At 43.3% G+C, this 25,311-nt stretch carries 24 protein-coding genes; 7 read left to right on the forward strand and 17 right to left on the reverse strand.

Annotation, left to right across the window (positions count from 1 at the left end):
* Positions 1 to 177: 177 nt before the first annotated feature.
* Complete coding sequence (locus tag FTU42_RS02810) at positions 178 to 729, forward strand: cytochrome b (protein WP_180082991.1); 552 nt, start codon at positions 178 to 180, stop codon at positions 727 to 729.
* Between the two features lie 57 nt (positions 730 to 786).
* On the opposite strand, the gene FTU42_RS02815 is transcribed toward FTU42_RS02810, so the two are convergent.
* The 4 genes from FTU42_RS02815 to yaaA all read right to left on the reverse strand — a co-directional run bounded on the left by FTU42_RS02815 (position 787) and on the right by yaaA (position 5,576).
* The gene (locus FTU42_RS02815) at positions 787 to 1,131 is read right to left on the reverse strand and encodes a hypothetical protein (RefSeq protein ID WP_074383303.1); all 345 of its coding nucleotides are present in this window, start codon (positions 1,129 to 1,131) and stop codon (positions 787 to 789) included.
* A 52-nt stretch (positions 1,132 to 1,183) separates the two neighbouring features.
* Positions 1,184 to 2,185: an adenosine deaminase gene (locus FTU42_RS02820; RefSeq protein ID WP_180075045.1), complete on the reverse strand. Its 1,002-nt coding sequence runs from the start codon at positions 2,183 to 2,185 to the stop codon at positions 1,184 to 1,186.
* 76 nt (positions 2,186 to 2,261) lie between these two features.
* Complete coding sequence (locus FTU42_RS02825; protein ID WP_005097450.1) at positions 2,262 to 3,584, reverse strand: NCS2 family permease; 1,323 nt, start codon at positions 3,582 to 3,584, stop codon at positions 2,262 to 2,264.
* A gap of 1,209 nt (positions 3,585 to 4,793) precedes the next feature.
* Positions 4,794 to 5,576, reverse strand: a complete 783-nt coding sequence (gene yaaA, locus FTU42_RS02830) for a peroxide stress protein YaaA (RefSeq protein WP_005097452.1) — start codon at positions 5,574 to 5,576, stop codon at positions 4,794 to 4,796.
* 123 nt (positions 5,577 to 5,699) lie between these two features.
* Between yaaA and FTU42_RS02835 the strand changes: the two genes are divergently transcribed.
* Positions 5,700 to 6,332, forward strand: coding sequence for an alpha/beta hydrolase (locus FTU42_RS02835; protein WP_005097454.1), 633 nt, complete (start codon positions 5,700 to 5,702; stop codon positions 6,330 to 6,332).
* A gap of 150 nt (positions 6,333 to 6,482) precedes the next feature.
* Here FTU42_RS02835 and FTU42_RS14845 read toward each other — a convergent pair whose 3' ends face one another.
* The 5 genes from FTU42_RS14845 to pheA form a co-directional block, all read right to left on the reverse strand.
* Complete coding sequence (locus FTU42_RS14845; protein WP_005097455.1) at positions 6,483 to 6,659, reverse strand: GNAT family N-acetyltransferase; 177 nt, start codon at positions 6,657 to 6,659, stop codon at positions 6,483 to 6,485.
* Positions 6,660 to 6,900: 241 nt separating this feature from the next.
* A complete protein-coding gene (locus FTU42_RS02845) occupies positions 6,901 to 7,263 on the reverse strand; it encodes a hypothetical protein (protein WP_180082992.1) in 363 nt (120 codons plus the stop codon).
* 99 nt (positions 7,264 to 7,362) lie between these two features.
* On the reverse strand, positions 7,363 to 9,609 hold the full coding sequence (locus tag FTU42_RS02850) for a bifunctional prephenate dehydrogenase/3-phosphoshikimate 1-carboxyvinyltransferase (RefSeq protein WP_180082993.1): 2,247 nt from the start codon (positions 9,607 to 9,609) through the stop codon (positions 7,363 to 7,365).
* Between the two features lie 3 nt (positions 9,610 to 9,612).
* The gene (hisC, locus tag FTU42_RS02855) at positions 9,613 to 10,704 is read right to left on the reverse strand and encodes a histidinol-phosphate transaminase (RefSeq protein ID WP_180082994.1); all 1,092 of its coding nucleotides are present in this window, start codon (positions 10,702 to 10,704) and stop codon (positions 9,613 to 9,615) included.
* A gap of 66 nt (positions 10,705 to 10,770) precedes the next feature.
* On the reverse strand, positions 10,771 to 11,880 hold the full coding sequence (gene pheA / locus FTU42_RS02860; protein WP_005097461.1) for a prephenate dehydratase: 1,110 nt from the start codon (positions 11,878 to 11,880) through the stop codon (positions 10,771 to 10,773).
* A gap of 488 nt (positions 11,881 to 12,368) precedes the next feature.
* On the opposite strand from pheA, the gene FTU42_RS02865 reads away from it, so the two are divergent.
* Positions 12,369 to 12,887: a DJ-1/PfpI family protein gene (locus FTU42_RS02865; protein WP_180082995.1), complete on the forward strand. Its 519-nt coding sequence runs from the start codon at positions 12,369 to 12,371 to the stop codon at positions 12,885 to 12,887.
* A gap of 85 nt (positions 12,888 to 12,972) precedes the next feature.
* Here FTU42_RS02865 and FTU42_RS02870 read toward each other — a convergent pair whose 3' ends face one another.
* Positions 12,973 to 14,115: an acyl-CoA dehydrogenase family protein gene (locus FTU42_RS02870; RefSeq protein ID WP_180082996.1), complete on the reverse strand. Its 1,143-nt coding sequence runs from the start codon at positions 14,113 to 14,115 to the stop codon at positions 12,973 to 12,975.
* Positions 14,116 to 14,267: 152 nt separating this feature from the next.
* Complete coding sequence (locus FTU42_RS02875) at positions 14,268 to 15,611, reverse strand: dicarboxylate/amino acid:cation symporter (protein WP_005097464.1); 1,344 nt, start codon at positions 15,609 to 15,611, stop codon at positions 14,268 to 14,270.
* Between the two features lie 407 nt (positions 15,612 to 16,018).
* Between FTU42_RS02875 and FTU42_RS02880 the strand changes: the two genes are divergently transcribed.
* Positions 16,019 to 17,020, forward strand: coding sequence for a glycosyl transferase family protein (locus FTU42_RS02880; protein ID WP_180040099.1), 1,002 nt, complete (start codon positions 16,019 to 16,021; stop codon positions 17,018 to 17,020).
* A gap of 85 nt (positions 17,021 to 17,105) precedes the next feature.
* Here the strand turns inward: FTU42_RS02880 and FTU42_RS02885 are convergent, their stop codons facing one another.
* Positions 17,106 to 17,378, reverse strand: coding sequence for a YeaC family protein (locus FTU42_RS02885; RefSeq protein WP_005097466.1), 273 nt, complete (start codon positions 17,376 to 17,378; stop codon positions 17,106 to 17,108).
* 3 nt (positions 17,379 to 17,381) lie between these two features.
* Positions 17,382 to 18,320, reverse strand: a complete 939-nt coding sequence (locus FTU42_RS02890) for an NAD(+) kinase (RefSeq protein ID WP_005097467.1) — start codon at positions 18,318 to 18,320, stop codon at positions 17,382 to 17,384.
* 192 nt (positions 18,321 to 18,512) lie between these two features.
* Here FTU42_RS02890 and mrcB point away from each other — a divergent pair, with 192 nt between their 5' ends.
* Both mrcB and FTU42_RS02900 read left to right on the forward strand, forming a co-directional pair.
* Positions 18,513 to 20,903 carry a penicillin-binding protein 1B gene (gene mrcB, locus FTU42_RS02895; RefSeq protein WP_100355683.1) on the forward strand — a complete coding sequence of 797 codons (2,391 nt, stop codon included), beginning with the start codon at positions 18,513 to 18,515 and terminating at the stop codon, positions 20,901 to 20,903.
* Between the two features lie 14 nt (positions 20,904 to 20,917).
* Positions 20,918 to 21,460, forward strand: a complete 543-nt coding sequence (locus FTU42_RS02900) for a tetratricopeptide repeat protein (RefSeq protein WP_180082997.1) — start codon at positions 20,918 to 20,920, stop codon at positions 21,458 to 21,460.
* Between the two features lie 37 nt (positions 21,461 to 21,497).
* On the opposite strand, the gene FTU42_RS02905 is transcribed toward FTU42_RS02900, so the two are convergent.
* The gene (locus FTU42_RS02905; RefSeq protein ID WP_180082998.1) at positions 21,498 to 22,397 is read right to left on the reverse strand and encodes an NUDIX domain-containing protein; all 900 of its coding nucleotides are present in this window, start codon (positions 22,395 to 22,397) and stop codon (positions 21,498 to 21,500) included.
* 139 nt (positions 22,398 to 22,536) lie between these two features.
* Here FTU42_RS02905 and hemP point away from each other — a divergent pair, with 139 nt between their 5' ends.
* The gene (hemP, locus tag FTU42_RS02910; RefSeq protein ID WP_005170213.1) at positions 22,537 to 22,707 is read left to right on the forward strand and encodes a hemin uptake protein HemP; all 171 of its coding nucleotides are present in this window, start codon (positions 22,537 to 22,539) and stop codon (positions 22,705 to 22,707) included.
* A 76-nt stretch (positions 22,708 to 22,783) separates the two neighbouring features.
* On the opposite strand, the gene FTU42_RS02915 is transcribed toward hemP, so the two are convergent.
* The 3 genes from FTU42_RS02915 to FTU42_RS02925 form a co-directional block, all read right to left on the reverse strand.
* Positions 22,784 to 24,109, reverse strand: a complete 1,326-nt coding sequence (locus FTU42_RS02915) for a HAMP domain-containing sensor histidine kinase (RefSeq protein WP_005097475.1) — start codon at positions 24,107 to 24,109, stop codon at positions 22,784 to 22,786.
* Positions 24,110 to 24,111: 2 nt separating this feature from the next.
* Positions 24,112 to 24,777, reverse strand: a complete 666-nt coding sequence (locus FTU42_RS02920; RefSeq protein ID WP_180082999.1) for a response regulator transcription factor — start codon at positions 24,775 to 24,777, stop codon at positions 24,112 to 24,114.
* Between the two features lie 153 nt (positions 24,778 to 24,930).
* Positions 24,931 to 25,308 carry a NirD/YgiW/YdeI family stress tolerance protein gene (locus FTU42_RS02925; protein ID WP_005170210.1) on the reverse strand — a complete coding sequence of 126 codons (378 nt, stop codon included), beginning with the start codon at positions 25,306 to 25,308 and terminating at the stop codon, positions 24,931 to 24,933.
* Between the last annotated feature and the right edge of the window lie 3 nt (positions 25,309 to 25,311).

Raw genomic sequence — 25,311 nt, forward strand, 5'->3', positions numbered from 1 at the left:
TTGTGCCGAAATTCACCTGAATAAGAAATCTAAAAATCACTAAGCATGTTTAATCTACAGCCAACCAATTTAATAGATGTTGCATGAAAGCCACCATAGCGTTGCAGATTTGGAATTGCTGAATTGATTCACCCTTTGCTAAGGTTCGGCCTTATTGAAGAGCAACGGAATATCTAGATGAATAAATCACTGTATTACACACGAACAGCGCAATGGCTGCATTGGATCATGGCGGTTATTTTTATTGCGGCCTGGCTCATCGGTTTTTATAGTGGTAATTTTTTAAGTTATGACGTTGATGGCAGCTTTAAGGGTGATGTGATTTCACTGCATAAAAATATTGCAACCACCATTATTTTCCTGCTCGTTGTTCGAATTTTCTGGCGCTATACTCATCCGGCGCCGTCACTGCCTGAGAGTATGTCACCGCGGATGAAAACGTTGGCACATGCTGGTCATCTGGCGCTGTATTTCATGCTGATTGCCCTACCCCTTACAGGTTGTTTGTATAGTTGGAGTTTGGGTTATCCAGCACCGGTGCTGTATTTATTTAACCTGCCACCCCTCATTGCCGAAAACTCGGCTGTGACCGCTATTGTTAAGCCCTTGCATATCTGGCTTTCCTGGGCAGTCGGCATTCTACTGGTTAGCCATATTGCCGCAGCCTTTAAACATCATTTTATCGATAAAGATCATGTATTAAAAAGTATGACCCAGCAAGATAAATAATTAGACCATTAATATGGGCTAAATAATGTTTCCAGTCTGTGCTTGCAGACTGTTTTATTAAATAAATTCCTTGAGACAACTTCTGAGACTGTTTGCAATCGCTTTTTGCGTCAGTTCTTTTTTGGCTGCTTCATCAACTGTGGCTTTTAACAAAGTTTTGGCAGGCACATCTTTTAACGCATGCTCACCTACACATGAACACACATTTTTCTCAAGTTCAACTTTACTGGTGTCCTGCATTAAGTAGGTCGAAACTTTCCAAACTTTGGAATTTTGCAGCTCTTTACTGCATTGATATTCAATCAAAGGTTTTAAAGTACGTTGTGTCAATGTCATATCCGCACTAGAACAGGCAGAAATCAATAATATGCTGAGGAGCAGAATTAAACTTTTCAATTTCATATTGGCCTATAAAAATGATAAAGGCAGAGCGAACTCTGCCTTTTGTAAAAACTTAAACCAAGGCACGGATCTGGTTGATCCATTTCTCTTTTTCAGCCTCTGGAATAAACGACGCTTCAAAGGAGTGCATTGCCAACTGCTTTAATTCCTCGTTACTCAAGTCTAGCGCTTCAGCAATGGCAATAAAGTTGTCATTCATATAGCCACCAAAATAGGATGGATCATCTGAGTTGACTGTAACATGGACACCCTGCTGCAAGAGACGACGGATATTATGCTGCTGCATATCCTCGACCACACAAAGCTTCAGATTTGACAGCGGGCACACCGTTAAGGGCATTTTTTCGCGAATCAACCGTTGCATTAACTCAGAATCTTCTTCTGAACGCACCCCATGATCAATACGATTAACTTTCAGCAAATCCAGAGCTTCCCAGACATATTCTGCCGGGCCTTCTTCGCCCGCATGTGCTACGACCAAGAACCCTGCTTCACGCGCTTTGGCAAAGACACGTTCAAATTTAGAAGGTGGATGCCCGACTTCACTTGAATCCAGACCAATCGCAATAATCTGGTCTTTATAGGGCAATGCCTGCTCCAGCGTTTCAAAGGCCGCCTCTTCACTTAAATGACGCAGGAAACACATGATCAAATGTGAGCTAATTCCAAGCTTGGCCTTGGCATCATCGCAGGCTTTTTGCAGGCCATTGATGACGGTCGCAAAAGCAATTCCACGGTCGGTATGCGTTTGCGGATCGAAGAACATTTCTGTATGCACCACATTGTCTTCGGCACATTTTTCAAAATAGGCCCAAGCCAGGTCATAAAAGTCCTGTTCATGGATCAGTACATTGGCCCCGGCATAATAAATATCCAGGAAGGACTGAAGATTATGGAAATTATAAGCCTGCTTAACTTCCTCGACAGATTTATACGGGATGGCAATCTGATTACGCTGAGCGATTGCAAACATTAGCTCAGGCTCAAAAGTGCCTTCAATATGAACATGAAGCTCGGCTTTTGGCAAAGCGCGAATCAACTCAAGACGGTTCATCACTTCTCCTCGTGAAACCTTTAAATAATAAAAAAGGGCGCAAACTCAGTTTACACCCTTTCTGAATGTAGAAAAATTAGCCACCAAACAGTGCGAATTTAAGCGTCCATAGAACAGCAATAATCCAGACCATATACGGTACAGTCGCAGCCTTACCAGTCAACAACTTGATCAGTGCATAGCTGATAAAGCCCATCGCAATACCATCCGCAATCGAATAGGTAAATGGCATAAATACGATGGTTAAAAATGCCGGTACTGCCTCAGTAATATCTTCCCAGTCAATATGGACGATACCCTGAATCATCAACACACCAACAAATAACAATGCTGGCGCAGTGGCAAAACTCGGAACTGATTGTGCAAGCGGTGCCAGGAATAAACAGGCAATAAATAGTAATCCAACCACCACGGCGGTTAGACCGGTACGACCACCTGCTGCCACACCCGCAGAAGATTCAATATAAGGCGTAGTTGAAGAAGTACCCAGTGCCGCACCAGCAACAATCGCTGATGAGTCAGCAAATAAGGCTTTCTTCAAACGTGGTAATTTCCCGTCTTTTAACAGACCTGCACGATGCGAAACACCGACCAACGTCCCGGTAGAGTCAAACAGATCGACCAGGAAGAAAACAAAAATCACCCCAATTAAACTGGCAGTAAAGAGGCCTTCAAAATCCATTTGCATGAATGTTGGAGCCAGCGATGGAATATGACCCACTACACCCTGGAATTCGTTATAACCTAGTGCCGTTGCAATGGCAGTCACCACCAGAATACTGATGATAATCGCACCACGGACTTTAAACTGGTGCATTACCACAACCAACAAAAAGCCAAAAAGTGCTAATAATACAGAAGGTTGTTTCAGATCACCCAAGCCCACCAGTGTGGCTGGATTATCCACAATAATTCCGGCATTTTTCAGTGCAACCAATGCCAGGAACAAGCCAATACCACCACCAATCGCGAGCTTGAGCGACATTGGAATTGCATTGACAATGGCTTCACGTATTTTAAACAGGCTAATGGCAATAAAGACCAGACCTGAAACAAAAACTGCACCCAAGGCGGTTTGCCAAGGCACCCCCATTCCCAGACATACAGAATAGGTAAAGAAGGCATTTAAGCCCATGCCTGGTGCCAGCGCAATTGGATAATTCGCAATCAGGCCCATGACTAAACAGCCAATCGCAGCTGCAAGACAGGTTGCTACAAAGACAGCCCCATGATCCATCCCTGTTTCGGACAAGATCATTGGATTGACAATAATGATGTAACACATGGTTAAGAATGTAGTTACACCAGCCAGAACTTCTGTACGGAAACTGGTTTTGTTTTCACTCAGTTTAAACAGACGTTCAAGCATATTTTCTGAAGATGGATTAGGAGTCGTCATGACCTAGCCCCTATTGAGTAAACTTTATGCTTCAAGCACGCCGTCAAATAAATGAAATTTCACAAAAAATTCATTTATTTTGAGGATGTGTTAGCAACGAATATGCCAGTATAGCCATTTGACGGGTTCAAATGTTTGAACAGCTTACAGCCCCAGGGCTATGCTATAAAAACCCCAAAAAATCTAAACAAAAAAGCTGCATAACTTTTATGCAGCTTTATTTAATGATATAAATCAAATGCTTAGAAAGATGAAGTTTGCTTCATCTTTATAGGTGGCAAATTATAACACATTGATTTCTGATTGCTTCTTTGATTTTATACTTTATTTAAAATCAATCTATTTAATTCGAATATTTTTAATATTTTATTATATTTATTATTGAGTTAATTTTATTAATTACGCTAAATTGAAAAAAAAGAAAATTGATGCATGTGTTAATGTCGATGCCGATTAGAGTCTAACAATTTGCTGGAGTCACGCGCTTCATTCAAGACATGACGGATTTTTTCGTATTTTCTGATTTCTGCCTGTTTATGCACGCAGAATCCTAATACACTGACCATTAACACAAAAACAGGAATAGCATGTATTTTCATTTTTATTATTCTGCTTTGTAACACTGTGCAATTATGCTAACAAAAAACCTAATAAACTTGTGACTTACTTTACATTTAACCCGATAGAATGCACTTCTTAAACCGTTTAGCGATATTTTTCTATCGTTTTATTTATTATTACTTAATTAATTTTTCATTCTTTCTCAAAAAATCTCTTGCGCTAAATACTCCCCAAAGTTAATAAATTAAATATTTGAATATTAAATACTTATTTATTTAAATAAAAATTTCTATTGGAAAGAAAAATATAAAAATTAATGAAAATTCCCTGATTTAAAATATATTAACTTGAGCTATTTTATTCAGCTTTTCCCAGAAATATCAGTTTCAATTTTCTGTAAAAAACAATTCAATAGATGAGATTTTACGCATTATTTCAATGAGTTCAGCGATAATTCTAATTTTTTATCTAACTTAAAATTTGGGAAAGACGCTAAAAACCACATTTGTACCGAAGTGCAGCCAATCAACTCCCCTGGCACTCAATATTTAAAAAACGATTAAAGCTGGATAAATAAAATTTCAATACTCATAGCTCCCAATACCGCCTAGAAACCAATTATTCTATGCGGTAGCGGAATAACGTTATTTATGCACTGATTTGTTCATCACGTTTAAATACCAATTCACCTTTAAGTGAACTATCGGCATCAAAATAATAGCCATCGGTATTGAATGCTTTGAGTTCTTCGGCACGTTCAATTCTATTTTCAACAATAAAACGTGCCATCAAACCACGTGCTTTTTTAGCATAGAAACTAATCACTTTATATTTGCCATTTTTCTGATCCAGAAATACTGGCTTAATAATCTCTGCCTGAATTTTGCGCTCGTTCACCGATTTATAATATTCATCAGAAGCAATATTCACCAAGATCTCAGACTGGGCTGCTGCTAAATCTTGATTGATCAGATCAGTGATGTGATGTGCCCAGAAGTCGTATAAGTTATGCCCGCGAGAATTGGCCAATTTGGTTCCCATTTCCAGACGATAGGGCATCATCAGATCCAAGGGACGCAAAAGCCCATATAAACCAGACAACATACGCAAATGCTGTTGTGCAAAGTGCAGATCTTCCTGCTTTAAGCTATAAGCATCCAGACCGGTATAGACATCTCCTTTAAAGGCAAAAATAGCCTGACGTGCATTGGCTAAATTAAAATCTGGTTGCCAGTCCTGGAAACGTGCTGTATTTAAATTGGCAATTTTTTCACTGACACTCATCAAACTGGAAATTTCTGTTGCAGAAAGTGTACGACAAGCTTTGATCAAATCCTGCGAATGTTCTAATAATCTGGCTTGAGTAAATTGGTCAGTGGGTAATGGGGTATCGTAATCGAGCGTTTTGGCTGGAGAAATTAAAGCGAGCATGGCAACCTGGTCAAAAAATGATTAATCAAACTATATCAGTCTGCTTACTTTAATTCCAATTCATGTTTTTATTCACCATAATCGTTAAAATGCGCGATTCTCCTGTTAATCATCGGTATTTATATGTCCGAGCAAATTTTCCTTCAAGGACCTGCGGGTCAGATTGAAGTTTTTGTGGATTATCCTCAGGGTGAAGTGAAAGGATTCGCGGTAGTTTGTCACCCCCATCCCTTGCAAGGTGGTACGCCCCAACACAAGGTTCCCGTTCTATTGGCACAAATGTATATGGAACGTGGCTGTGTTGTGTATCGTCCGAGTTTTCGCGGTTCTGGTCAAAGTGAAGGTATACACGACGAGGGCTTCGGTGAGACGGATGATGTATTAGAAATCATTCGGTTTGCTCGCAGTCAGCATATTGGGCTGTCTTTTTATGCGGGCGGTTTTAGTTTTGGTGCGCATGTCATGGCAAAGAGCTATGCAGCCTTACCTGTAGAACTGCAACCCAAACAAACTATTTTATGTGGACTGCCAACTGCAACAGTTGCCGGTATTCGCCATTATGTTACGCCAGCAATTAAAGGTGATATTCTGTTCATTCATGGTGAGGGTGATGAAGTAACCCTGCTGTCGGATATGATTGAATGGGCAAAACCACAGCGTCATTTAGTGACCGTATTGCCTGGTGCCAATCATTTCTTTACTGGCTATTTAAAGCAATTGCGGATTGCAATGACCCGCTACTTAGCGCTTGGCTAAATAATAAAACCCGTCAGATGATGGGTTTTTTTATGCTTCTCACAGCAGTTTTTCAGCTAAGTGATAAATCATTGCCCGACATTTAGCTTGTTGTACTATATCAACATCAACAATCTTTCCACCCAAACGTTCAATGACTTTTCGGCTCGCTCAATTTTCTTCGACTACAGGATAAATCAATCGCTGACGATTTAAGTCATCAAGGGCATAACCAACCAGAGCATCAACCGTTTCACAACCATATTTATGACCATGCTGGCTTTCCTTGATCCAAATTCCAAGCTGTGGCACTTCACCCATTAAACGATCTAAACCACAAAGCCCCATAAATTCCAGACTTTCCGCATGGCTGTCAAAAACACATATTCTTCATGAGCTGCCATATTCTCTAGCCATTTTTGCCATCCTGTTGCAAATGCTTGTTCAGATTCTAGCAGCCCCCATGTCATAAAACGCGTCAAACTTGGGATAATCGCGGCATAAGCTTCTCATGCATCTGATGCACGAAAATAGCTGAGTATCAGACACTCACTTTGGCGTTGAGATCAAATTATAGTGGAGTTATGAATTAGTTCTTCCATTCAAACTCGCTAAAGCTTTCCTGCTCTTTGAGCGAGCTTTCTACTGCTTGTGCTAGCTGATTGAGCAGACTTCGTTCGGTAATACGATCGAGCCAATCTTGTTCTTCTTCAGGATATGAGGCAATTTCACAGACCAGATGCCCCTGCTCATCTCTGGTTTCACAACTCACAGATAAGGGCAAAGCATGTTCATCCACGCTCACGGCAACCTGAGCACCACTTTGACTTAAGGTCTGAAAGCCATGTTTACCTAATGTTTCGGCAAGAAAATGCGCTACATATTCCTGGGTTTCCTGACCATCCCGGGGTTGCTGGCTTCGTGTATTGGCCATGAATTTTAATTTTCGCATCGCTACATCCTAATGGCTTTTTTCTTGTATGGGTTTAGCATAAGCAATATAAACAAAACAGCCAAGCAAAAGCTTGGCTGTTTCACATAATTTTAAAAATTATTCTGAAACTTGAATAGGCAAACCTGCAATTGAGGTCAGTTCTGTAAAGGTCGGGAAACTGGTGGCTACCGTTTCCGTACCGACAATCTTGATCTGCTCCGAATTACGTAAACCGGCAATCGAAAAACTCATTGCAATGCGATGATCATGATGCGATTCAATTTCACCACCGGTAAAGATTGGCGACCAGTCACCTGATTTGCCCTTCCCTTCGATAATAATGCCATCTTCAGTTGGGGTACAGTCAATGCCCATGGTTTGCAGGCCATCTGCCATCACCTGAATACGGTCCGATTCTTTTACGCGAAGCTCGGCAGCACCGGTCAAAATCGTCTGACCTTCGGCACAGGCAGCAGCAATAAACAGCGCCGGGAATTCATCAATCGCCAATGGCACCTGATCTTCAGGCATATGAATGCCTTTAAGCGTACGCGTACCACGAATACGGATATCTGCAATCGGTTCACCGCCAGCAATGCGTTCATTTTCAACGGTAATGTCCGCACCCATCTGTTTCAGGATTTCGATCACGCCAGTACGGGTCGGGTTGATACCAACAGCCTCTAAGGTCACATCCGAATTTTCAGTAATCGCAGCGCCGACCATAAAGAAGGCCGCAGAAGAAATATCAGATGGCACCTGGATATTGGTTCCGACCAGCTTTCCACCACCTTGTAATGAAATACGATTGCCTTCGGTTTTCACCTCATAACCAAATGCACGCAACATACGCTCAGTATGGTCACGGGTTGGTTCAGGTTCAGTCACTGCGGTTTCGCCATTTGCCCATAGGCCCGCCAGCAAAATACCTGATTTTACCTGCGCTGATGCCATTGGCAAATCGTACTGAATGCCTTGTAGTTGCTGGTTGCCTGTAATCGAGACAGGCGGAGTTCCACGTTCACCCGTGGTCTGAATCAGTGCACCCATTTCACGTAAAGGCTTGGCAATACGTTCCATTGGGCGTTTAGATAGGGATGCATCACCGGTCATCACTGAATCAAATTTCTGCGCTGCCAGCATACCGGACAGCAAACGCATTGAAGTACCTGAGTTGCCCATATAAATGGCAGACTGTGGCGCTTTAAGACCATGCATACCGACGCCATGAATGGTGACTTCACCATTTTTAGGGCCTTCGATGCTGACGCCCATATCACGAAAAGCCTGCAAAGTTGCCAGTGCATCTTCACCTTCAAGGAAACCAGTCACATGTGTTGTACCTTCAGCGATGGCACCAAACATGATCGAGCGATGTGACACAGATTTGTCACCTGGCACGGTAAATTTACCTTGAAATGTCTTGGCACCCGGCTGAATGGTAAATTGTTGTGTCACTTTATTTTTCTCCATGAAAGGTTTCTTGGCGAGCATATGGTTGAAATGCTGGCGAGCTGCCTGCGCATGACCCAATAAGCCCATCAATGCTTGGGAATCTTCATCTTCGATCAATTTGCGAATCATCGCGAGCTGCTGTTCAAAGCCATCTACGGCATTCAGAACTGCTTTTTTGTTGGCAAAAAAGATGTCATGCCACATTTGTGGATCACTGGCGGCAATCCGCGAGAAATCGCGGAAGCCACCGGCAGCATAACGAAATATGTCTAAGTTGTCTTCACGTTTGGCCAGCTGTTCAACCAAGTTGAATGCCATGAGATGCGGAAGATGACTGGTATGTGCCAGCACTTCATCGTGCTTGTCCACATCCATGCAAATCACTTCGGCTTTGGCCGCTTGCCACAGTTGAATCAGCTTCTCCACGGCCCAATCGCTACTGCTTGGCAGTGGCGTCAAAATTACCTTGTGATTGGCAAATAGATCGACTTTTCCTGCATGTACACCGGTATGCTCTGCACCTGCAATCGGATGACCCGGCACAAAACCTGCTGGAAGCTGGTCACCAAAGACCGCTTTAGCCGCATCGACCACATTACCTTTGGTACTTCCCACATCAGTAATAATGACATTTTCCGTCAAATACGGCTGAATCAGCTCAAGTACTTTTTGTGTGGCACGTACCGGCAAAGCCAGAACAATCAGATCTGCACCTTTGACTGCATCTACAGGATCGGCATAGCCTGCAGAAATCAGACCAAGTGCCTTGGCATCTTCCAAAGTCTTGGACGAACGTGTCGATGCCACAATGTCATTGGCCAAGTGCTCGGCTTGAATGACACGCGCCAGACTTGAACCAATCAGTCCAAGCCCAATAAATGCAACTTTTTCAAACAATGGCTGCGACATGAATTAAGCTTTTGCCTCTAAACCCAATACTGTAGCAAGCGCGCTTAAGAATTTCGCGTTTTCTGCTTCAGTACCAATCGATACACGAATGTGGCTGGAAATACCGACCGGACGTACAATGACCCCTTGTTTCAGCAAACCGTTAAAGGTTGCTGCGGGGTCTGCCTGTACATCAACCAGAATAAAGTTAGCACGAGAAGGCACATAGTTCAGACCCAAAGCCTTAAAACCTGCTTCAAGTTGCGCCATACCGGCTTTATTTACTTCGCGAGAACGCGCGATAAAGTCTTCATCTTTCAGTGCAGCCACCGCAGCGACCATGGCCAAATGATTGACGTTAAATGGCTGACGAATACGGTTTAAATAATCGGTCACTTCAACCGATGCCAAGGCAAAACCGACACGCAGTGCAGCCAGACCATAGCACTTCGATAAAGTACGGCTGACAATCAGATTTGGATATTGTTGCAGGAATTTCAGGCTATTGAAATTTTCCGGGAAATATTCCACATACGCTTCGTCTAGCACCACAATTACATTTGCAGGGACTTTTTGCATGAAAGCTTCAAATTCGGCTTCTTCGAACCAGGTTCCGGTCGGATTGTTCGGATTGGCAATGAAGACGAGTTTGGTATTGTCCTGAATTGCTGCTGCCATAGCGTCAAGGTCATGTGAAAAACCTTTGGCAGGTACTTCAATCGCTTGTGCATTAATGGCTTGAGTCACCAATGCATAAACTGCAAAAGCATGCTGGCTATACACCACAGAATCGCTTGAAGAAACGAATGCGCGGGCAAACATTTCTAGCAAGTCGTTTGAACCATTGCCCAGCGTAATCTGATCATGATTAAAACCAAACTGAGTTTTAATCTGATCTTTCAGGATAAAGCCACCTCCATCCGGATAACGGCCAATTTCAGCAATTTCCGCAGCGACTGCTTCTTTGACTTTATCTGAACAACCCAGTGGATTTTCATTGGATGCCAGCTTGACGATATCGGTAAGACCCAACTCACGCTCAAGTTCACTGATCGGTTTACCTGGCTGATATGGCTTTAATTTTGAGATGCCTGAATTGGCTGGAACAAACGACATTTTAGACTTCCAATTTTAGGTATAAAACAGTGGTCAGCACCCTCGCCCTGACCACGGATAGCTGACTTAAAGTACAGCTGCAGGATATGAACCGAGCACGCGAACTTCTTTAACTAAAGGACGAATTTCTGCAATTGCAGCTTTGACATGTTCCTGCTCAATATGACCTTCAAGATCAATGAAGAACACATAAGCCCATTTTTCCGGAAGTGCTGGACGCGTTTCAATACTGGTCAAGCTGATATTGTGCTTGGCAAATGGCGCCAGAATTTCCAGCAATGCACCAGCACGGTCATGTGCAGAAATCAGTAATGAGGTTTTATCATTGCCACTTTGAGGCACTTTTTCACGGCCAATCACCAAGAAACGTGTGGTATTTTCCGGATTGTCCTCAATATTGCCATGCATAATTTCAAGATTATAAATACTCGATGCAATTTCAGAAGCAATCGCAGCAGAATGCCATTCATTTTGAATACGGCGCGCAGCCTCAGCATTAGAACTTAAAGCCACACGTTCTACACCCGGATAATGCGCGTCTAGCCATTTACGACATTGCGCCAAAGTCTGCTGATGTGCATAAATCTGTTTAATACTGTCTTTACGGGTATTTTCAGAAATCAGAAATTGATGATGAATCGGCAATTCAACTTCGCCAATCACATTCAGGTTCGAGGTTTTAAAACAGTCCAGGGTATGATTGACTACACCTTCAGAGGAATTTTCCACCGGCACCAAACCATAATGGGCACTGCCCGCCTCGACTTCACGGAAGACTTCATCAATTGTCGGTAAAGGTCGAACCACCGCATCATGACCAAAGTGCTTGAGTACCGCAGAATGGGTATAGGTTCCGACTGGCCCTAGAAACGCAATACTTTGCGGAGCTTCAAGCGCAAGACAAGCGGACATGATTTCACGAAACAGACGTGCCATGGTGGTGTCCGACAATGGCCCTTCATTACGCTCCATGACATTGCGCAACACCTGTGCTTCACGTTCTGGGCGGTAAAACAGCGGACTTTCTTCTGAAGCAAACTTTGCTTTTGCAACTGCTTCAGCCAAACGTGCCCGGCGGTTAATCAATTGCTGGATTTGCTGATCAACAGAATCGATATCCTCACGAATTTTTGCCAAATCAAGAGAAGTCGTGGTGTTTTGATCGTCGTTGATCATTGTTATGTCGCCCTTCATAAACCTTATCTGTTCAGTATAACAATAGTGAGCTTTAAAATGTTACGCAATATGACATTGCTAGATTAAGTCTTAAAAACAGACAGTTGGTTTTAACCACTCATCGCTTTTAGTCATATCTGGTAACATTTAGTTCAGCATTCTGGCTTGATTTACATTATCAAATTGTAAACTTAGCCTCTCCATCTTAACTGATTTTAATGAATATGAAATATCACTATTTCTTAATCTATATAGCGGTTTTAAGCATAAGAAAATTAAAATAATAGCTTTGTACATGTCTTTTTTGACCTATTAAAATCTGAGATATCTTTCACAATAAAATGCACGCTCCTCACGCTCATTTCTCTTATTTAATATTGATTTTCCTAGATTTTTTACATGAAATTACTACTCTGTTACAAAGCAGAGACGTTTTTTCAACCTTTAACAGCTAGTCTAATTTAAATCATGAGTTGGGGGGATCAATCATGCCAAAAAGAATAGCGGTACTTATAACAAATAATTTTGAAGACCAAGAATACCTGGAGCCAGTGGCTGCCTTGCTGGCTGCCCATCATAGCGTCTGCAATATCGAACTTAACGCAGGCAAAGTGGTCTATGGGCTGCATGGCTGTTCTGCCGTGACCATCGACCGTGGCATCGAACAAATCAGTATTGATGACTTTGATGCCTTGCTGATTCCAGGGGGCGAATCTGCGGTTTCTCTCTCTACCGATGTTCGGGTGCTACAGTTCATCCATGCCTTCAATCAGGCCCAAAAAGCTATTTTCAGTTTATGTGATGCATCCTTATTACTGTGTGAAGCAGATGTGCTGAAAAATCGGATTATTACCAGTATCCGGGCGCACGCGAGTCGCGTACAGCATGCGGGTGGAACCTATTATGATGTAGAACTGGTAAATGATAATAACCAGTTGATCTCATCGCGCCTGCCCAACGATTTGCCCATTTTTATTCATGAATGTTTGAATGTCTTAAAATCATAAAATTTAAAACAGAATCACTGTCTCTTTGCTATACTTTGCCTGTAAAAAAAGAGTCCTTAACAGGACTCTTTTTTTTATCAATAAATTAACGTCCTAACAGACCACGCGCTACAATTTCTTTCATGATTTCATTGGTACCACCATAAATCCGTTGAATACGGGCATCGACAAAGAAGCGTGAAATTGGATATTCAGTCATGTAGCCATAACCACCAAAGAGCTGAAGCAGATTGTCAGCAATCTTCATCTGCATATCGGTAGAAAAACTTTTCAATGCCGCTGCAGTTTCGACATCCAGTTTCCCTTGCATATAAAGCTCAAGATTCTGGTTATAAAAAGCTGCGGTCGCCAATTCATCAATTTTCGCTTGTGCCAAAACAAAACGAGTATTCTGGAATTGACCGATGGCCTGACCAAAAGCCTGACGCTCTTTCACATATTGCGTGGTCACATCAATAGAACCACGAATTGCACCCAAGGCTGTTGCTGCGATGGCGGTACGCTCACGCGGTAATTCCTGCATCAAATAAGCAAAACCCTGCCCCGGTTGACCGAGTAACTGGTCTTTCGGCACCTTGACATTGTCAAAGAACAGTTCCGAAGTATCTTGCGCATGCAGGCCAATCTTGTCCAGATTAGTGCCTTTTTTAAAGCCTTCCAGATGCGTGTCGGCCAGTAACAAAGAAACGCCTTTGGCACGGGCTTGTGGATCGGTTTTCACCGCCAGTACCACCAGGTCGGCATGTTGACCATTGGAGATGAAGGTTTTTGAGCCATTTAACAGATAATGTTCATCCTGCAAGATAGCGCTGGTACGCATGGCTTGCAAGTCTGAGCCGGCACCTGGCTCGGTCATACCAATCGCACCGACCACTTCACCGCTCACCATTTTCGGCAACCAGTGTTTCTTCTGCTCTTCAGTTCCAATGTGCAAGATATAGGGTGCAGCAATATCCGAATGACAGGACAATCCTGTAGAAATGGCACTGTATCCGGCACGTGCAGACTCTTCAATCAGCATCAATGAATAATCGGTTGGCACCCCATAGCCGCCATATTCCTCCGGAACATCGACACACAAGAAACCATTTTCACCAAGTGCATTCCAGACTGAACGTGGCATCAGGCCTTCGTGCTCCCATTGTTGATAATACGGTGCGACATGTTCATTCATAAAGCGTTTAAAATTGTCGCGGAATAATTCTAGATCGGCATCGTAGGCAAGCATTCGGTTGTCCTTATACTGTTTATCGTTTTATTTCCTGTTTTACAGACTATCTACTTTCAGCTTTACTGTCATGTACTGGCATCTATCTTTTACTAACTTTGCAGTCAATAAAAAAGGAAGCCGAAGCTTCCTTTTTCTTTCAAACATTAGAATTAATGGGCGTTATTGCCTTCTTGCGCCATTTTTTCATCAATTTCTGATGGATTTGCCAATGCATAGTTCAGCTTGTCCATATCGAGCTGGCCTACCCATTTTGCAACAACCAAAGTCGCCAAAGAGTTACCCACCAGATTGGTCAAGGCACGCGCTTCAGACATGAAACGGTCAATACCGAGAATCAAGGCCAGACCTGCAACAGGAATATTGCCCACAGCAGCCAAGGTTGCTGCCATCACAATAAAGCCAGAACCCGTGACACCTGCCGCACCTTTAGATGAAATCAACAGTACCAGAAGAAGGGTAATCTGATGAGACAAATCAAGTTGTGTATTGGTCGCCTGCGCAATAAAGATCGCAGCCATGGTCAAATAGATTGAAGTTCCATCCAGGTTAAATGAATAACCGGTTGGAATCACCAGACCTACCACTGATTTTTCAGCACCAGCAAGTTCCAGTTTTTTCAACATACGTGGCAATACTGATTCTGAAGAAGAAGTACCCAGTACAATCAGCAGTTCTTCACGGATCAGGCGAATCATCTTCATGATACTGAAACCCGCAAAACGCGCAATTGAACCCAGTACGATGAAAATAAACAGTACGCAGGTGATATAGAAACAAATGATCAACTGTGCCAGCTGAGCAAGCGAACCAATACCATATTTACCAATGGTAAAGGCCATCGCACCAAATGCACCGATTGGCGCAAGTTTCATTATCATGTTCACAATATTGAAGAATACATGTGAAATCTGGTCGATGAGTTTCAAGACTGGCTTGCCTTGATCACCCAGCTTATGCAGCGCGAAACCAAAAATGATCGCGAACAACAGAACCTGTAGAATTTCGCCTTCCGCAAATGCACCTACCACCGTATTTGGAATGATATTCATCAGGAAGTCGATCGTCGACTGTGACTCACCTGTAGCGACATATTTGCTGATGCCCGTGGTATCCAGTGATGCAGGATCAACGTTCATGCCTACACCTGGCTTGACGATGTTAATCACCACCAGACCGATGACTAACGCAATCGTGGAGACGATTTCGAAGTAAAGTAAAGCAACACCACCAGTTTTACCCACTGATTTCATGCTTTCCATACCCGCAATACCGCTGACCACGGTACAGAAAATCACCGGTGCGATGATCATTTTGATCAGGCGGATAAATGCATCACCCAGCGGTTTAAGCTGTTCACCCAAGCCAGGAACATACTGTTCTACACCATTGATAATTTGCGTACCACTCGGCGAGAAATGCCCGACCAGAATACCTGCAATAATAGCCACAATCACCTGAAAATACAGTGACTTATAAATCGGTTTTTTCGCCATAATAAATCTACTTGAACGATATCTGAAAATAAAAAGACCATTTTGAGAAATGCACTGATCTGTTCATCTGCTCTGAAGATGAACTGGATCAAATCTCAATAGGCTCAAGAGAATGTTCAAAATGAAAATCAGCCACGCATTCAATCTGACGCGCAGCATCAGACCAAAGTATTAAATGGGAGAAAGAGATTAAGAAAACTTAAACAAACTCTAAAAATTGTCTGAATTTTACTGAAAAATCCCATTAAATGTGCATAAAGTCTTATGCAATTGCCTGCTTTTTGCTCGCATTGAATTAGACATTAGTCGATAATCAGATTTAAATGCCTGTTTTCCGTATACTGAAAGCTTTGTTAATTTTAGACCCTCCTCATTGACCCCAATATTTGCTGCAAGCTGTATAAGTTATGAATACCAAAAGAAATATTTATAAAGATTTCGAACATCCCTTTGCCCAATATGTACGCATCGTGGGGAAAGGAAAAAATGGCGCCCGCTCCCTCAGCTATGATGAAGCCTATCAAGCCTTTAGCATGATTCTGAAAGATGAAGTGCTCGATGTGCAGCTAGGGGCGTTCTTGATGTTATTGCGGGTCAAAGAAGAGTCTGTAGATGAGTTAGCCGGTTTTGTTCAGGCCACACGCGACCAGCTTGAATTTAAGCAGCTGGATGTCGATCTGGACTGGTCCTCTTATGCAGGCAAGCGCAAGCATTATCCATGGTTTATTCTGGCAGCACTGACGTTGGCCAAGCATGGTTATACTATTGTGATGCATGGTGCCGCTGGTCATACCATGAACCGGGTTTATACCGAACAAGTGTTAACTTGCTTAGGCTATCCAATCTGTCAAAATGATGATGAAGTGGAGCAGCAATTACAGCAACGACATTTTGCCTATATCCCGTTAGAGGTGATTTCTCCGATTCTGGCAGATCTGATTGGCCTACGAAATGTAATGGGACTGCGCTCCCCGATTCATACGCTGGCTCGTTTAATTAACCCGTTTAATGCCAAAGCAACGCTGCAAGCAATTTTCCATCCGGCGTATCGGGGTTCGCACCAACAGGCGGCTTTCCGCTTAGGTTATAAAAATAGTGCGGTAATTAAAGGTGAAGGGGGCGAATTTGAGCGTAATCCGGATGCCAAAACTTTGATCTGCGGTATTAAAGATGGCGAACTGTACGAATATGAACTACCGAAACTGACTGACAATCGTAGTCCGGTTGAGGAAGAACTGGATCTGGCCTTATTTAAAGCAGTATGGGATGGTCAGCAAAGCCATGAATATGGCGAGATTGCGGTTACGGAAACCATGGGCATTGCGTTGTATAGCATGGGTGCATGTAAAAGCTATGAAGTTGCGATGCAAAAAGCCAAAGAATTATGGGTGAATCGTCACACCGTTTAAACTTTGAAATGTGTAGAAAAAAAGCATTGTTCCTTCATTGAACAATGCTTTTTTAAATATCTTTCGACTGACTCGACCTCAGTGCTTAGACAAAACGAATTGGCTTGAATTCCGGTTCATTCTTGTGATGATCATCATCACATTCCTCGCCTTCTTCTTTAGTACCGCGATCGATAAAACCGCTGCGCTCATTTTCAGGCAAGTTTTTCATTTCCCAGGCATAGACTGCCTGCATACAAGTCTGGCGTTGTTCCTGAGTTAGGGCTACACCATTTGGCCACTTTCCAATTTCAATTGCTGTTCTTAGGCGTTCAACAATCTCAGGATTGAGTACGGCAAGCATTTGTTCAATATTCATGATTTAATCCTGCTTAAAATAATCAAAGTCCTGATTCCACCCCAGTTTGGTTCGACAGGCATTATAAAAGTCATAGCCCGGTGGATGCAGAAGATTCAGTTTAAAGGGATGCTTGCGAATATGGACGCTATCGCCAACATTCAAAGACACACTGTGTTGTCCATCCGCACTGACCATCGGCAGTACGCGATTTTCACGAATCAGTAATTTAATTTCGCTGTGTCCACCGACCACAATCGGGCGTGAAGACAAGGTATGCGGATGCATCGGCACCAGCGCAATCGCATCCATACTCGGATGGACAATTGGCCCGCCCCCAGAAAGTGCATAAGCCGTAGAGCCGGTCGGCGTCGATACAATCAGGCCATCACTGTGCTGACGATAGACATACTGTCCGTCAATATTCAGTTCAAAATCGATCATATGCACCGATTTTCCTGAATGCAGTACCACATCGTTCAGTGCAATCGCATCGTAAATCACTTCGCCTTTGGAGCGAATTTCGACTTCGAGTAAAAAACGTCGCTCAGTCTGAAAATCACCTTTTAACACCTGATCCAACTTAAAGATGACTTCGGTTGGCTTAATGTCGGTTAAGAATCCCAGACGCCCCCGGTTAACGCCGATCACAGGAGTATTGTACTTGACCAGTGCGCGTGCTGCATGCAAAAGCGAACCATCCCCTCCTACCACAATGACCAGATCAACGACTTCACCAAGTAAAGCACGACTGACAGTTTGGGTATTGTTATATGGAACGAGTTCAGCTGTCGCTGCATCAAAAACAGGATGTAAGCCTAAATTCAGAAGATGATCATGAATAAGACATAAGGTTTCAACCACCGATGATTTATCAGGACGTCCTATTAACCCGATATTTCGAAAGGTTTTATGGGAAATTTGCACCAGTGTCGTCGCTCCGCTACGGATCTTGCATATCATAGCATTAAGCTATACCTGGATGATAATTTATAACAGGATGCTAGCTCGTCGCAAATTATTTGAAATATATTTGAATTAAGGAGAAATTGTGGGCTTTGATTTTAATTTTAAGCGCATTTATTGATTAAATATTGCAAAATGATTAAAAGCTTCGCATGATTAGCACAATTTCACAGGATCTTATAAGTATTTATGAAATCTGAACGTGGCATGGGGTTTTTTGCCTTAATTTTCTCGATTTTAGTCATTTCCATCTTTGTCGTATTTAGTATTTACCTGATTAAATTAGATAATATTGTACGCGAAAAATTTGAAGGTCAACGCTGGGATATTCCGGCGAAAGTTTTCGCACGTCCAATGGAAGTGTACGTCAATGCCCCAGTCAGTCAGCAGGATTTCCAACAAGAATTAAAATTACTCGGTTATAAAAACTCGGATAGTTATGCCAAGTCGGGCAATTTTGTCACTACGGGAAATACTTTATATGTACATACCCGTGGCTTTGATTTTGGTGATCGGGTTGAACCGGAACAAGTTCTGAAAGTGAGTTTTAATGCTAACCAAGTGACTGAGGTCAGCGCCACCAAGCCATCTTCTAGCGGTATTGCCCGACTGGAACCCTTATTGATTGGTGGAATTTATCCACAGCATAACGAAGACCGGGTACTGATCAAACTGAATAAAGTGCCTAAACCATTGATCGAAGCGCTCATCGCAACTGAAGACCGTAAATTCTATGAACACCATGGCGTATCTCCACGCGGTATTGCACGTGCTGTTGTCAGTAATATTACCGGTGGCAAACGTCAGGGTGGCTCGACTTTAACCCAGCAACTGGTGAAAAATTTCTATTTAACGCCTGAGCGTACCTTAAAGCGTAAAGTCAATGAAGCCTTTATGGCCATGCTGGTTGAATTACATTATGACAAGAATGAAATTCTGGAAGCTTATCTAAATGAAGTGAATCTCGGCCAAAATGGTAACTATTCAATTAATGGTTATGGCTTGGCTTCTCAGTTTTATTTTGGTCTGCCACTGCGTGAACTGAATATTTCCCAGCAGGCTTTTTTAGTCGGTCTGGTACAAGGCCCGAGTCTATATAACCCATGGCGTAATCCTGAAAGTGCGAAAAAACGCCGTGATATCGTCCTGAATAATATGCTGGTGATGGGCTATCTAAGCCAAGAACAATATGAAAAAGAAACCGCACGTCCATTGAACGTGATTTCAAAACCAACCTTGGGCCCTGCACGTTTCCCGGACTTCCTGGATATTGTGCGTCGTCAATTACGCACTGACTATCAGGAAACTGACCTGACCAATCAGGGTCTGCGTATTTTCACCACGCTGGATCCTTTGGCTCAAACCCGAATTCAGGACAGTTTTAAGCAGACAGTCGCACGTTTAACCAAATCTAATCCGGGCCGTTTAAAAGACTTGCAGGGTGCAGTTTTGGTATCGCATCCGGAAAATGGTGAACTGGTTGCAGCAGTCGGCTCGACTCAAGACTTTACCGGCTTTAACCGTACAGTAGATGCCAAACGTCAGGTGGGTTCATTATTAAAGCCTGTGATTTACCTGAGTGCACTGGAATCAAATCGTTACCATTGGGCCAGTCCGATTGAAGACAGTGAAATTAGTGTGCAAAGTGATGGTAAGACCTGGACGCCGAAAAACTACAGTGGCCGTGGACATGGTGTCGTACCGATGTCACAAGCGCTGTCACAATCCTATAACCTGTCTACTGTACGTTTAGGACAAGAATTTGGTCTGTCTACCTTCATTAATCATCTGAAAAAATTTGGTGTCACTTCCGATATTCCATCCTATCCGTCTATTTATTTAGGTGCGGTGGATATGTCGCCAATGGAGGTGATGAATATTTATGGTAACTTCGCCACAGGTGGCTTTAAATATCCAACCAAGTCAATTCGTTCTGTGGTCGATGCCAATGGACGGATACTCGACCGTTATAGCTTAAGCGTACAACCGACCATTGACCCGGCTTCAGCCTATGCCCTGAATTATGGCCTGCAACAGGTCATGTCGAGTGGTACAGGCCGCGCAGCTTATAACAGTCTGCCGAGTAATCTGAATCTTGCAGGTAAATCAGGCACCACCAATGATAGCCGTGATTCATGGTTTGCCGGTTATTCAGGTAACTATATGACGGTGGTCTGGCTCGGTCTGGATGACAATAAAGTCACTGGCCTAACCGGTTCCTCGGGTGCTCTTCCGGTCTGGATCAATGTCATGAAACAGCTCCGCCAGAAACCTGTCAATCTGCCACAACCCAATGAAATTCAATGGCATTGGCTGGATCGTTATACCGGTCATTTATCTGCCCAAGGTTGTGAAGGTGCCATGTATATTCCGATTTCACGTCATGCCTTGCCAAATCAGGCCACCGCCTGCGGTATCTCCCAATATGTGACTGAACCTTACGATATCGATTCAGAACCTCAGTCATCTGATGCCGAACAGGACGATATCAGTCGTTATATACAAGAAAGTGAAACAGAAATAGAACGAGATCTCGCGAATGAAACCCGTATTATCTCGAGTGGAAGTTATAGCCATTAATTGAGTCTATGTTTATGTTACAAAAAATCATCCCTGGCCTGCTCATCCTCAGTTTGATGGGCTGCCAAAGCTTTCCTGAGCCAGAGCCAGCTGCTCCAGCCAAACCTGCAACAGAAAAGCCTAAACCACAGACCCCAGACGGCATCGTGATTACGCCTTATGACCGTCCTGAAATCAAACGCCAGAAAATTGTAATTCCTGAGCAAAAGCCTAAAAACCAGAAATTTGATGATGGCCGTAATCTGCCTGCTTTCAAGCGTCTTATGCAGCAAACCCAGCAGGCCTATGCCAAACAGCAATTTTCTCAGGCCGAAGCAGCAGCGGTACAAGCCCAGCGCCTGGCACCTCAAGCATCTGAAACTTATCTGTACCTGGGCATGATTGCGAACCGCAAAAATCAGCCTGCACGTGCAGATGCTTTTGCATTACGTGGCCTGAGCTATGCGCAATCAAATGCGATGAAGAAACAGCTCTGGCAGGTTCGTTTAAAGGCTGCACAACAGCAAAAAGACACCAAAGCCATTCAAAATGCCCAGCAGGCTTTAAAAAAACTTTAATATCTTAATTATAACTTACCAATAAAAAGCAGCTTACTTATATATTGCTTATACCTGCAATACCATAAGCATGCCGGCCTTGTGCATAGCTCAGATCTTCTGTTTTCAGCCCGCCCAAGGCAAATACCGGAATTTGTACCTGGGTTGCCAGCTGTTGGAACTGCTCCCAGCCCAATGTCTCAGTACCCGGGTGTGTCGGTGTCGCCAGCACCGGACTGAGCAAAGCTGCCTCACAGCCAATCTGTTCAGCCTGCTGTAATGTCGCCAGATCATGGCAAGCTGCAATATAACGATAGCCTCGCAGTAACTGACCGGCTTGCAAGGCCACTAACTGGGACTGTTTCAGGTGAAGGGTGCGAATCGTTTGCTGTTGCAATTCGTTAAGCTGTGACCAGAGCTCCTGATTAATTATTAGCTTGGAAAGCAGCTCAATCGGAAGCTGTTGTAATTGTATGACCCGTTCAGGTGTGATTTCAACGCGCCAATATAGCATCTGATCTGGATCAAGTTGATGTAAAATCGCCAGATCATCTGCGATCTTGATACGTTGTGGCCATTGCAGCTTTTGCAGCATGGACTGGTTGGCTTTGGGAAAATTCAGACTGCTCAGCTGTTCACGCGCATACCAGCTCCAGGGTGGTTGAATTCCTGACAATTGTGACTCAGACACTGACGCATGAAATATATGTAGGTTGACAATGACATCTTCATATTCATGACAGATAAAATCGAATGCATGCCACTGATCCAGATCAATCCCGACCTCTTCCAGCACTTCACGTCGACAGGCTTCAACCGGTTGCTCACCCGATTCTACTTTTCCACCTGGAAATTCATATTTGTTGCCTTGATGCTGACTGGCTTCTCGCCACCCCACAAGCACTTGATTTTTATGAAATAAGATTGAAATCGCAACATGAATATTGGGTTTAGACATCATTTTACTGCACTCGAAGTTTTACAGATTGTAAGCAAATTGCTCTATTTTATAAATTACAGAATTATTCATTGACAGACCTATTCGATAATGATTATCATTTAAATCAATCCAAAACAGATACCACGGAGTCGATGGAATGAACGCACCTTTTAGCTTGTTTAGCCGTAATAACGATAGCCATCATGCACTACCCATGCTGCACTCAAATAATCTTTTCGCACTTGGGCGTGAAATTAGAATCATGCATGCTGGTGAAGAATACCGTTTACGCCTGACCCGTAATAATCGCCTGATCCTCACAAAATAACGATAACACTCTAATCATAATAAACGTGGGAACCAGCAGTATGAATCAGCGCATACTGCTTTTTTAGCGAACTGAATTACGATTTGGCAAAACTGAGTATAACTTTCAGTCCGCCCAAATCAGAGGCCGCAATCTCAATTTCTGCTGCGTGTAATTGCATGATCTTACGACAAATCGACAGCCCCAAACCCGATCCTGAGGTACGTGTGCCTAAAGCACGATAAAACCGTTCTCCCAGATGTACCAATACTTCCCTTGCTATGCCTGTTCCCGAATTTTCAATCACTAAGCGCAAACGCCCTGCGGCATCAACATCGGTTTTTATCTCAATCCTACCTTGTTCTGGGCTATAGCGAATTGCATTATCCACCAAGTTACGAATGCAGCTAAAAATTAATTCTGCATTTGCCATGATCTGGCCATCGTCTATGCTCAGCTGCCATTTGATCTGTTTCTCTGCGGCAAAAGGCTGCAAGGCCTGTAATACCTCCTGAACAATCATTTTCAGATTTACGGCCTGTTGCGGCAACTGCTCTGCTTTTTCAGGATCCAGACGTGCCAATAAGAGTAAATTCTCCAGCACTTGCGTACCACGATTGACATCATTTTGAATCAGTTGCAGGGCTTGCGGCAACTGGGCATCATGCTGATATTGACGTTTCAATACCTGCAAACGCATCTGAATGGCAGAAAGCGGCGAGCGTAATTCATGCGATGCATCGGCAGTAAAGCGCTGTTCGGCCAGCAGTGATTTTTCCAGCCGATTCAGCATGGCATTTAACTGCTGCACAATTGGTTGCAATTCCGTGATTTCAGGATCTGGACTGTTGACCGGACTTAAATCTTCGGCCGACTTGGAACCTATGGCGCGGGAAATATTATTTAGAGGTTGTAATTGACGTTTCACGACCACATGTAAAATCAGCCATTGCAATAACCAGAGTATCAGTAAAATTCCGGCAAAACTGAAGGTGGTTTGCCATAACTCGTTAAAACGTACCGATAAAGGCTGCAGTACTTTGGCCTGCAAGCCATCCTCTTTAGCAGTTAAAATCCGGATAAAACGGCCATTTTCATAAGCAAACTGAAAGCCACTGTGTTCATTAACCCGCACACTGTTAATCAAATCATCATCGATGGACGTGGTCAAAATATCCTGATTGAGCAATAGCGCATATTGAATATCGAATTGCTCGCTGATTTCATCGACCTGATCACCTTTGGCCTGTCTGATATCACCAAGTAAGAGCTCGGAAATCTGTTCCATCAAATCATCATGCAGCTGAATGGCTTGATAACTTGAAACCCCGAGTAACAGCAACCACGCCAACAATCCTGCCAGCATGGAGCTCAGCATGGCATTCTTGATCAGGCGAGTTTGCAGGGAGACTGGTGCAGACATATTTATGCCTCGGGTTTATGCATGCGATAACCCAAACCACGGATGGTTTTAATCATCTGGCTGCCAATTTTTTTACGTAACTGGTAAATAAACACTTCAATGGCATTACTTTCAATTTCATCCCCCCAGGCATATAGCGATTCCTCCAGTTGCTCGCGGGTAATGACATGTTCTGGCTGCTGCATCAGTTTATATAAAATCTGAAATTCTTTCGCAGTCAGATCAATCACCTGACCGACCTTGTTCAACACCTTGGCCTGGGTGTCCAGACTTAAATCTTGCCAGTTCAGAATATGATTTGGCGTTTGCTGTTTCAGTCTTAACTGCGCGCGCACCCGGGCAGAAAGCTCTTCCAGACTAAAAGGTTTGACCAGATAATCATTGGCACCCAAATCCAGACCTTCAACCCGGTCATCAATACTGTCCCGGGCAGTAATAAAAATCACCGGTGTATCTTTCTGTGTGCTGCGTAAGCTTTTTAGAATGTCATCTCCAGTCGCATGTGGTAGTCCGCGATCCAGTAATACGCAGTCATATTGATGCTGTTCGATGGCCAAAATGGCATGATCGCCACGCTCGACCCAGTCAATCACATAGCCGTCCATTTCCAGCCAGGTCTGAATACTTTCTGCCTGAGACTGATCATCTTCTGCCAAAAGAATACGCATGCTGTGCTCCGCTTTGCCAATCTCTCTATCTTGCCCTGAAAAATCTCCAGACTCAAAAAAACCACATGCTTTTTTGTATGATTTGCATGTGGTTTTTTACAGTTTTTGAATCCAGAGCAAGCTTCAGATTCAATTCATCTGCTCATATTAGAATTAGAAACGAAGCTGCTCGACATCAATTTCAACTCGTTTTGCCGGTTTATAGTCAATATCCACTTCACCGATAATGGTCACTGGCGTTTTGGCTGAAATCGGTTTGCCTTGCCACAGTTCATCATCAATTTCTACGGTAATGCTGCCTGTGCTGTCACGGAACTGATATTTTTCATCACCAACCGCTTTAACCACATAGCCTTTAAGCTGAACCTTGCTATCATCTTTCATGCCCAAGGCCTGTTGCACTGTCATCGTTTTCGCAAAAGCAGCCTGATTTACCACGGGTTGATTCACGGCTTCATTACTTGCAACTGCGGCTGTCGCAATTGAACCCATCAGTGCGGCTGCTAAAACTGTATTCATCATCATTTTCATGGC

Source organism: Acinetobacter sp. YH12102, from assembly GCF_013419125.1.
Lineage (GTDB): Bacteria > Pseudomonadota > Gammaproteobacteria > Pseudomonadales > Moraxellaceae > Acinetobacter > Acinetobacter pseudolwoffii.

Bases quoted from the DNA above. Each gene is read 5' to 3' on its own strand.
- hemP (WP_005170213.1), top strand. From the start codon at position 22,537: ATGAACGCACCTTTTAGCTTGTTTAGCCGTAATAACGATAGCCATCAT.
- FTU42_RS02810 (WP_180082991.1), top strand. From the start codon at position 178: ATGAATAAATCACTGTATTACACACGAACAGCGCAATGGCTGCATTGG.
- FTU42_RS02820 (WP_180075045.1), bottom strand. From the start codon at position 2,185: ATGAACCGTCTTGAGTTGATTCGCGCTTTGCCAAAAGCCGAGCTTCAT.
- FTU42_RS02815 (WP_074383303.1), bottom strand. From the start codon at position 1,131: ATGAAATTGAAAAGTTTAATTCTGCTCCTCAGCATATTATTGATTTCT.
- FTU42_RS02850 (WP_180082993.1), bottom strand. From the start codon at position 9,609: ATGTCGCAGCCATTGTTTGAAAAAGTTGCATTTATTGGGCTTGGACTG.
- FTU42_RS02875 (WP_005097464.1), bottom strand. From the start codon at position 15,611: ATGGCGAAAAAACCGATTTATAAGTCACTGTATTTTCAGGTGATTGTG.
- FTU42_RS14845 (WP_005097455.1), bottom strand. From the start codon at position 6,659: ATGGGGCTTTGTGGTTTAGATCGTTTAATGGGTGAAGTGCCACAGCTT.
- FTU42_RS02880 (WP_180040099.1), top strand. From the start codon at position 16,019: ATGAATACCAAAAGAAATATTTATAAAGATTTCGAACATCCCTTTGCC.
- FTU42_RS02915 (WP_005097475.1), bottom strand. From the start codon at position 24,109: ATGTCTGCACCAGTCTCCCTGCAAACTCGCCTGATCAAGAATGCCATG.
- FTU42_RS02870 (WP_180082996.1), bottom strand. From the start codon at position 14,115: ATGCTTGCCTACGATGCCGATCTAGAATTATTCCGCGACAATTTTAAA.
- FTU42_RS02865 (WP_180082995.1), top strand. From the start codon at position 12,369: ATGCCAAAAAGAATAGCGGTACTTATAACAAATAATTTTGAAGACCAA.
- FTU42_RS02905 (WP_180082998.1), bottom strand. From the start codon at position 22,397: ATGTCTAAACCCAATATTCATGTTGCGATTTCAATCTTATTTCATAAA.
- hisC (WP_180082994.1), bottom strand. From the start codon at position 10,704: ATGTCGTTTGTTCCAGCCAATTCAGGCATCTCAAAATTAAAGCCATAT.
- pheA (WP_005097461.1), bottom strand. From the start codon at position 11,880: ATGATCAACGACGATCAAAACACCACGACTTCTCTTGATTTGGCAAAA.
- FTU42_RS02890 (WP_005097467.1), bottom strand. From the start codon at position 18,320: ATGATATGCAAGATCCGTAGCGGAGCGACGACACTGGTGCAAATTTCC.
- FTU42_RS02900 (WP_180082997.1), top strand. From the start codon at position 20,918: ATGTTACAAAAAATCATCCCTGGCCTGCTCATCCTCAGTTTGATGGGC.
- FTU42_RS02925 (WP_005170210.1), bottom strand. From the start codon at position 25,308: ATGAAAATGATGATGAATACAGTTTTAGCAGCCGCACTGATGGGTTCA.
- FTU42_RS02835 (WP_005097454.1), top strand. From the start codon at position 5,700: ATGTCCGAGCAAATTTTCCTTCAAGGACCTGCGGGTCAGATTGAAGTT.
- mrcB (WP_100355683.1), top strand. From the start codon at position 18,513: ATGAAATCTGAACGTGGCATGGGGTTTTTTGCCTTAATTTTCTCGATT.
- FTU42_RS02885 (WP_005097466.1), bottom strand. From the start codon at position 17,378: ATGAATATTGAACAAATGCTTGCCGTACTCAATCCTGAGATTGTTGAA.
- FTU42_RS02845 (WP_180082992.1), bottom strand. From the start codon at position 7,263: ATGCGAAAATTAAAATTCATGGCCAATACACGAAGCCAGCAACCCCGG.
- yaaA (WP_005097452.1), bottom strand. From the start codon at position 5,576: ATGCTCGCTTTAATTTCTCCAGCCAAAACGCTCGATTACGATACCCCA.
- FTU42_RS02920 (WP_180082999.1), bottom strand. From the start codon at position 24,777: ATGCGTATTCTTTTGGCAGAAGATGATCAGTCTCAGGCAGAAAGTATT.
- FTU42_RS02825 (WP_005097450.1), bottom strand. From the start codon at position 3,584: ATGACGACTCCTAATCCATCTTCAGAAAATATGCTTGAACGTCTGTTT.